Annotated in this window: 5 protein-coding genes; 2 read left to right on the forward strand and 3 right to left on the reverse strand. The window is 58.3% G+C overall.

What is annotated here, in order from left to right:
• Positions 1 to 7: 7 nt before the first annotated feature.
• The gene (locus tag H6G62_RS18735; protein ID WP_190497936.1) at positions 8 to 2,401 is read left to right on the forward strand and encodes a CHASE2 domain-containing protein; all 2,394 of its coding nucleotides are present in this window, start codon (positions 8 to 10) and stop codon (positions 2,399 to 2,401) included.
• Entirely contained in the window at positions 2,394 to 3,146 is a 753-nt protein-coding gene (locus H6G62_RS18740) for a hypothetical protein (RefSeq protein ID WP_190497938.1), read from the forward strand. Before H6G62_RS18735 ends, H6G62_RS18740 begins: the two co-directional genes overlap by 8 nt.
• A 197-nt stretch (positions 3,147 to 3,343) precedes the next feature.
• Here the strand turns inward: H6G62_RS18740 and H6G62_RS18745 are convergent, their stop codons facing one another.
• The 3 genes from H6G62_RS18745 to H6G62_RS18755 all read right to left on the reverse strand — a co-directional run bounded on the left by H6G62_RS18745 (position 3,344) and on the right by H6G62_RS18755 (position 6,794).
• Positions 3,344 to 5,545 (reverse strand): caspase family protein, encoded by a 2,202-nt coding sequence (locus H6G62_RS18745; protein WP_347239383.1) that lies wholly within the window; start codon positions 5,543 to 5,545, stop codon positions 3,344 to 3,346.
• Between the two features lie 40 nt (positions 5,546 to 5,585).
• On the reverse strand, positions 5,586 to 5,777 hold the full coding sequence (locus H6G62_RS18750) for a hypothetical protein (protein WP_190497941.1): 192 nt from the start codon (positions 5,775 to 5,777) through the stop codon (positions 5,586 to 5,588).
• 132 nt (positions 5,778 to 5,909) lie between these two features.
• Complete coding sequence (locus H6G62_RS18755; protein WP_190497942.1) at positions 5,910 to 6,794, reverse strand: trypsin-like peptidase domain-containing protein; 885 nt, start codon at positions 6,792 to 6,794, stop codon at positions 5,910 to 5,912.
• Positions 6,795 to 7,240: the final 446 nt, after the last annotated feature.

The raw sequence follows: 7,240 nt of genomic DNA on the forward strand, positions 1-7,240 counted from the left end.
TACTCCTATGTCCTACCGTTTGACGATTCGCAAAATCGACCAGAGCTGTTTGTTTGACCTTACCTGGGGCCAGGGGCAGCGACTAACGGGAAGTCTGCCATTCCCTTCAGCACTGCTGGGGTTATATGGCACTTGGCAGCGGGCCTACCTGGGCTACTACAAGCACGGACTGCGGGGCCGAGTGGGAATGGCCGGTCAGGTGGGGGCAGGGGAGGTAGACTGGCACAGCCAACTTAAGCAGGCCGAGGCGCGGATGCTCTCCGAGTTTCACACCTGGCTGAAGGATGGCCGGCTTTATGATGTGCGGGCTGAACTGGCCATGGCTTCCCAAACGGCGGAGCGCAACGGCACCGCCCTAGAGCTATTCATTGCCTGTGACCCCATAGACCTAGCCCGCCTGCCCTGGGAAACCTGGGAACTGGGCCAGCAAGTGCAGATCGTGCGTTCACCGCCGAATATCCGGGCAACTACCGTGAATCGTCAGGCTTTCCGGCGGGGTAAAGCTAGGGTGCTGGCCATTTTGGGCGACGAAACCGAGCTAAACTTTGCCGGTGAGCGCCATGCCCTAAATGCCCAAACTCGGCTATTGGAGACTCACTACCTGGGCTGGCATCCGGGGGAAGAGACCCACGACTTCAAGCAGCGGGTTAGCCGTACTATTGCCGATCCTCGTGGCTGGGATGTGTTGCTTTTTGCCGGACACAGCAACGAATCGGCCCTGCTGGATGGCCAGGTGGCGATTGCGCCCAATACCGCCCTATCGATCAAAGAACTGGCCCCCGCCTTGCAGGAAGCCCAGCGCCACGGACTTCAGTTTGCCCTGTTTAACTCATGCAGCGGGCTAGATATTGCCCAGGCGTTGATTAGCCTGGGGCTGAGCCAAGTGGCGATTATGCGGGAGCCGATCCATAACCAGGTGGCCCAAACTTTTTTGGTGCAGTTGTTGCAGCACCTCGCCCAGTTTGTCGATGTGCAGGAGGCCCTGCGTCAGGCCAGCGATTATCTCAAGGTGAAACAGGAACTCACCTATCCCTCGGCCTATCTAGTGCCGTCGCTGTTTCGCCATCCTGACTCGGTGCCCTACCGGATTCAGCCCGTGGGTTGGCGTGCCCTAGCCCGTCGCTGGCGACCCACCGCCTACGAGGCTATGACTGTAGGTGCGCTGTGCCTACTAAGTCTGGTGCCCTCAGTGCAGGATTGGCTGCTCGATCAGCGGGTTTTGGCCCAAGCTATCTATCGAGATCGCACCGGGCAAGTGGCCACTAATTCCCCTGCGCCCATTTTGCTAGTACAGATTGACCCTGACACCTTTACCCGGCTAGGCATCGACACCCCCAGGCCGATCAACCGCGCCCTCCTAGCCGACCTGATCACCGAGCTGAGTCATCGTCAGGCCGCTGTGATTGGGCTAGATTACATCCTCGACTTGCCCCAGCCCGACCATGACCCCGCTCTTAACCAAGCCTTGAGCCAAGCCGTTGAACAAACCCAAACCTGGCCCGTGTTGATCAGCAGCCGCAACCGCGACTTTTCCTGGACAACCCCCTACCCTACCGTGATCGACCCCGACCGAATTTTGCAGGGCAATGCGTTTATTCCCTTTCGCCATGTGTTGCCCCGCGAGGCCCATCCCGATGCCAAGATCCCCTTTAGCTATCAGTTAGCCACCGCCTGGATGCTTCACCAACGGGCCATGCGGGGCGAACCCAATGTGCCCCGTCCTAGCCTGAGCGGCCCTGTCCTGGAAACCCAAGTCCAGGCTTACCAGCGTGATACATCCCTGGGCTTATCCCCCTGGGCCGACGTGCATCCCCTCACCCGAATCTCCACCCGCTGGGGCCAGCACTGGCTGCAACCGCTGATCGACTTTTCCATTCCCCCCGCCCAGGTCTATCGCACCGTGCCCGCTTGGCAGCTCTTAGAAGACCCCGCAACGGCCCTATTGCCCCTCTCCCGCCTCGACAACACCCTGGTGATGATTGTGCCGGGGTACTACGATGCCGCAGGCATTGGCCGCGAGGGCGACGATAACTTTCCCCAGCCCCCCGCCATTGGCTACTGGCGCGACCGCACTGGACAACGCCTGCTCGACTTCACCGGCGGCGAAACCCACGCCTACATCACCCACCACCTCATCCACAATCGTCTGGTGATTCCCCTCCCCGACCTGTGGCTGGTGCTGACGGCGGCGGCCCTCGGCAAAGCGCTGACTCTGTACCTCCGCCAACGCTCCCCCCGCCGGATGACCTTGGCGGCCTGTTTGGTAGCGGCCACCGTGGGCTATGGGGTGCTGGCGTTGCAGACCTATCTTGCGGCGGCGGTGCTGTTGCCCTGGCTGCTACCGTCGCTCACCCTGTGGCTTTATAGTTTACCCAAGCTCAAGGAGTCTTTCTATGAATAAGGCTAGATGGATAACAGCGGCTATCGGTGGTTTGGCAATGGCGGCCACTTTTCCCCCTTTTCCCTCGGCTGCCGCCGAAATTCGCAGCCAGTGGCTAAGCTGGGGTCGCTTTCGCACCTGGGTTGGCGGTGGCCCCCTGCAAGACACCAACCGAGGCCGAGACGGCGGGTCGCGGGGCAGTGGCCTTTGCCTAATTGCCCCTGGTGATGGTGAGACAATTTGGACGCTAGAACCCCTGCTGATCCTCCAGGGCGACCTCAACAGTACGACCCTTTACGTGGTGGATAACGAAGGCGCTGACGATGAAGATCTGGTCGATGGTCAAACTTCTGATGGTGGAGGAACCGAGCAGGCCGATCCCTTCTGGACGGCTCCTCTGACCCCGGATAAAACCTTTGTCGTTATCCAGCCCTACGGCGGCGACCCCCTGCAACCGGGCACCATCTACGAACAGCAAATCGAGGGGTTTGCCCTTGATGGCCGTGTATTTTCCAGCCGCCGTTTTCCCTTCCAGATTATGCCGGAGGGTGAAGAACGCGACCAAATTGCTACCGATCTGGCGCAGCTTGAAGCGGATCTCGTCCATGACGATCTGGATGCAGAAGCCATTGCCCTAGCCAAAGCCGAATTCTTCTTTGAACGCAACCTGAACGCTGATGCTCTGGGCCTGTTGTTCTCAGTAGATAAGCCTTCCATGGACTTGGCTAAGACCCGGCAAACCCTGGTAGAGGCTATTTGCGGCTAAGATTTCTGGGGATGAATCAGTGGTGAGGGGGCAAAGGTCAGTTCCTTAACAGCAATCACCCCCCTGCGGGTAGGGCCCCTTTACCTCACCTGTGCAGCGACTTTGGCCCGATTTTGACTTGGCTGAATCCCCAGTGCGCATCTATCGCCTCTAGCAACGACATCAGCGCCACTAACCCTCAGTGCTAGTGAGGGAGACTACTCCACAATTTCGAGGATGGTGGAAAAGGCGGCAATCGCTCGCGATTCAACCGCCGTGTTTCGGCTATCCACGCTTTCTAGCATCCCCGTGGCGTAGCTGCGAGAGAGGTTATCTACATCGCCCAGCAGGTCATCCAGCATATTGAGGTGATCGCCTGCACCGTCGCCAAAACGTACAGCGCCACGGGTGGGGTCGGTTCGCCCGTCTTGGCTGGCAATGGCTTGCATATTGCGGAGCAACCCCCGCAACGGTGCCTGACTCACAATGGTAAGGATTTCCAAAAAGCCCGAACCGCTGACCCGAAACTGCACCCCATCCTCGGCACGGGGCACCACTAGGGACTCACCGGGGGCGATTTGGGAGGCGAGGTCGGGGGCATCCCAGCGGGCGGGGTGCAGGGTAATAAAATTGCCGCTGCTGTCGATGATGAGACAGGCCACATAGACGGGGGTGCTTTCCTCATTGGTAATGCGAACATCAATCAGTTCTTGGGATTGGTAGGTGGCGGGGGCGAGTTGGGTGCGGACGCCTCCCTGGCCCCTAGCTCCTCGGCTGGCAAAGGGTACTGTGCCGCCCCGACCACTGCGGGGGATAATCTCACCGCTGACGCGCAAATCGGATGAGAGTCCGGCCAGGGATTGCAGCACCTGTGCCGCCAGCAAGCCCCGCAGTCTGGGCCGCAGTCGTAGCACCGCCGTCGATGCAGTTTCGTTCACGGCTCCTCCAGAGGTACCCAGGACTACGGTGGATAAATCCGCTGAGTAGAGGGCGATGGAACCCACGGCAGGGAGATGTTCGGCAGGAATTCCAGCCTGACGCAGACGGGCTTGGGTGTCGGCATCGGTACGGGCCAGCACGTAGGCCACATTGCTCTGCTGATCCAGAGGCAGCACCGTGACGCGACTCTCGCCGTTGCTGGTGCTGAGGGCACTGGTGAGGGCGCTGTTTGCTACCTGCTGTTCGGTGGCCAGGGAGGAATCAATCCCGATCCGCAGCGAGGGAAGGCTGAGTGCGGCTACTTTTTCCCGCACCAGCAGCCCCGGACGGGCGTTTATGGATTCTACCGGACGGGCAATGCACCGCAGCCCCGTGCGAGACTCCAGCGAAACGTCACCAATCTCCTCGGATGTGATGGGGTCAATCAGGGCGTAGATACTGCCTGGTTGGGCGGTCTCGAGCGTGTGTTCCGACATCCCCCCCAGCCACAGTTCGATTTGGTTATCGATGACGCTGAGCACCGCGCCTTCGGCAAAGGGGGCCAGGGCATTAGCGAAGTACAACGGCTGAGCTAGGACATCACTGCCGGGAGCGGCCTCGAAAATGGGCACCTGGGTACCTCGGCTCTGGGCCGCGAGGCGGGTGCTGCGGACTAGGTTGATCTGCGTGGTGCGGGCAGGTTCCACCGCCGGAGATTGCCACAGATAGCTGGTCAGCAGATAGGTAAAGGCTCCGGCAAGTAAACCGTCGTCAAAGGGTAGTTCGTAGGCTTCTTGGTCACAACTGGCGGATCCGATGGCTATCCCCTTGGCGATGCCCTCGGATCGGCGACGGTTAAAGGTATCGAGTTCTAGACCCAAATCCTGCTTCCATTGGGCCTGCATCTCCAGTTCGGCCTCGCTGGGCCGGAGGATTCTCGTTCCATCGCTTTGGCGGACACTGGTGGCGGATCGCACCTGGGCATTGCCGCGAGTGCCCGCCCCCGAAAAACAACTATCTAGCACCATGCACACATGGTCGGTCTGGATGCGCTGGGTCAGCAAAAATAAGCTGCGGCCCATGATGTCGGTCACCACCCGCTCTGTGTCGCTGATGGAGGTGAAGGTGGCGTCTCCAGGAACAAGGGTGCCGTTGATGCCGTTGGGGTTGCTGTTGGGGCCGCACTGGCTCACCACAATCGGGTCGGGATCCACCACCCGCGACCCATGACCAGAATAGTGAAACACCACCACATCGCCAGGGCGAGCCTGGGCAATCAAGTGTTCCTCAAAGGCTTGCAGAATGTTGGCCCGCGTGGGCAGCAGGTCGGAGCCATCTTTGACCATCACAATATCACTGGGGTTGAAGCCGTAGCGATGCACCAATAGCTCATACTGCATCTCCACATCCTGAACGCAGCCGTTCAGATTGGGAATATTCGGGGCGCTGTATTGGTTAATGCCCACCAGCAGGGCCAGCTTGCGGGGGGTACTCTGGGCCAGGGCGCGGTGGTAGTCCTATTTCGTACAGGCTAGAGAATAATCAGGCGACCCTAGAGACCTTACGGCAGTAGATTGCTGTTTTTGGCTGTTTTTTCTCTGACCCGTAGATTAATGCACTACCGGCGCGGTTATACTGCTGGACCTGGCCCAAAAAGCCCGTCTGACTGAGGCCAATAGCCGCTAGGCTCGATCCGGCGGCCTGCAAAAAGTGACGACGTTTAATTTTGGGCATAGTCCATCTCCTAGGAAGGGGATCTAAGGTTGAGTGTGGGGTTGGTGATCGGTGCTTAAAGATTGGAGATTGGGAGGCCAACATGAGGCCAAATCGGGGTATGGAGAACGATAGCCCGATCTGGCTCAGCAATTACCGCTGGTACTGACGAATAAAGTCGATGATGGGCTGAATTTTGACCCCGTAGTTGACGATGCCCTGACTGGCGATGACTTCGCCTGTGGTGGGGTTGGTGGCGCGCTCCGTGCGCTCGGCAGAATTGAGACCCACAATTCGGTACTCACCATTGATGACCGCTATCATTGGTCCACCGGAGGATCCAGGGTAGGTATCGCAGTCGTGGATTAGACTACCCTCTACTTCACCCAGCACATTGCAACCTAGGTGAACGCCAGCGGTACGCCCCGGTGCCGTCGATGGAAAGTCACCAGAGTAGCCAGCGGTGATAATTTGGTCGCGGTGATGATGCACCAGATCACTCACAGAGAGAGCGGTCAAAGCCAGGGTACCGTAGGTATTTCCCAGGGGGCGATCCAGCTTGACAAAGGCCCAGTCCTGGGGATGGGGCGCTCGGTTGTCGTTGTAGAAGTCGGTGCCATAGATCAGGTCTACGGCATGGGCGATATGGCTAGGGTCGGCCACGCGGCCATCAATCATGTTGGGATGAAAGGTGATGTTTGGCTTGATTTCGCTCGTTTCGGGGTTAATCACGCAGTGGGCGTTGGTGAGTACAACGTCCGGGGCCACCAAGGTGCCACTACAGATCGTGATAGTAGTACTATCTATCGGGCTCTGTAGTCGCCCAATCGCCGACCAGGGATAGCTGCGACTGTCCATCGGTACCCGATTATCTGTCAGGCCAACGATACCCCGTCCTCCATCAGAATCCTGCGAAGTCGGATCCTGTGATTGCCTCATATTCACCGGAATATGAGGGCCAAGATTGGATGTTAGACCAAAGGCACGGATTTTATCGGCGGTGGTGCGCTGTACCTGGGTAAACGCTTCTGTCACCATAGAACTCGCATGAGCTGAAAGAGGGGTGATCATGCTAATCACCGGCAACGTCATACTAGTAGCGACTAGCCCAACTGCCATGAAAGACAATGGATAAGAAAAAGATACGTTAGAACAAAACAACTGCTTCACCCGAATCACACCTTCAGCGAGACAACAGTGTGATCTACATCTGACACTAGAGAACTTATACAGCCCGTCCCAGTTATTTCATGACACCCTCGAAGGTCATCTGTCACTTAGGAATCGGTCGGTACCGGCACGGGTGGGATACAACGACTACTTTCCTGCACGCACGATTAAGACAAGGGTTTGGGCGAGGTAACCACGCCAGAACGCGAGATATTGTCAAATCTGGTGTATGGCTAGGATCTAGGCGGCGTCCTGCATCTGGGTCACATCGGGGTTGTCATCCATCCGGTATCCATCCTTGAACGGAATGCCTT

This window comes from Phormidium sp. FACHB-1136 (genome assembly GCF_014697375.1).
Lineage (GTDB): Bacteria > Cyanobacteriota > Cyanobacteriia > Phormidesmidales > Phormidesmidaceae > Nodosilinea.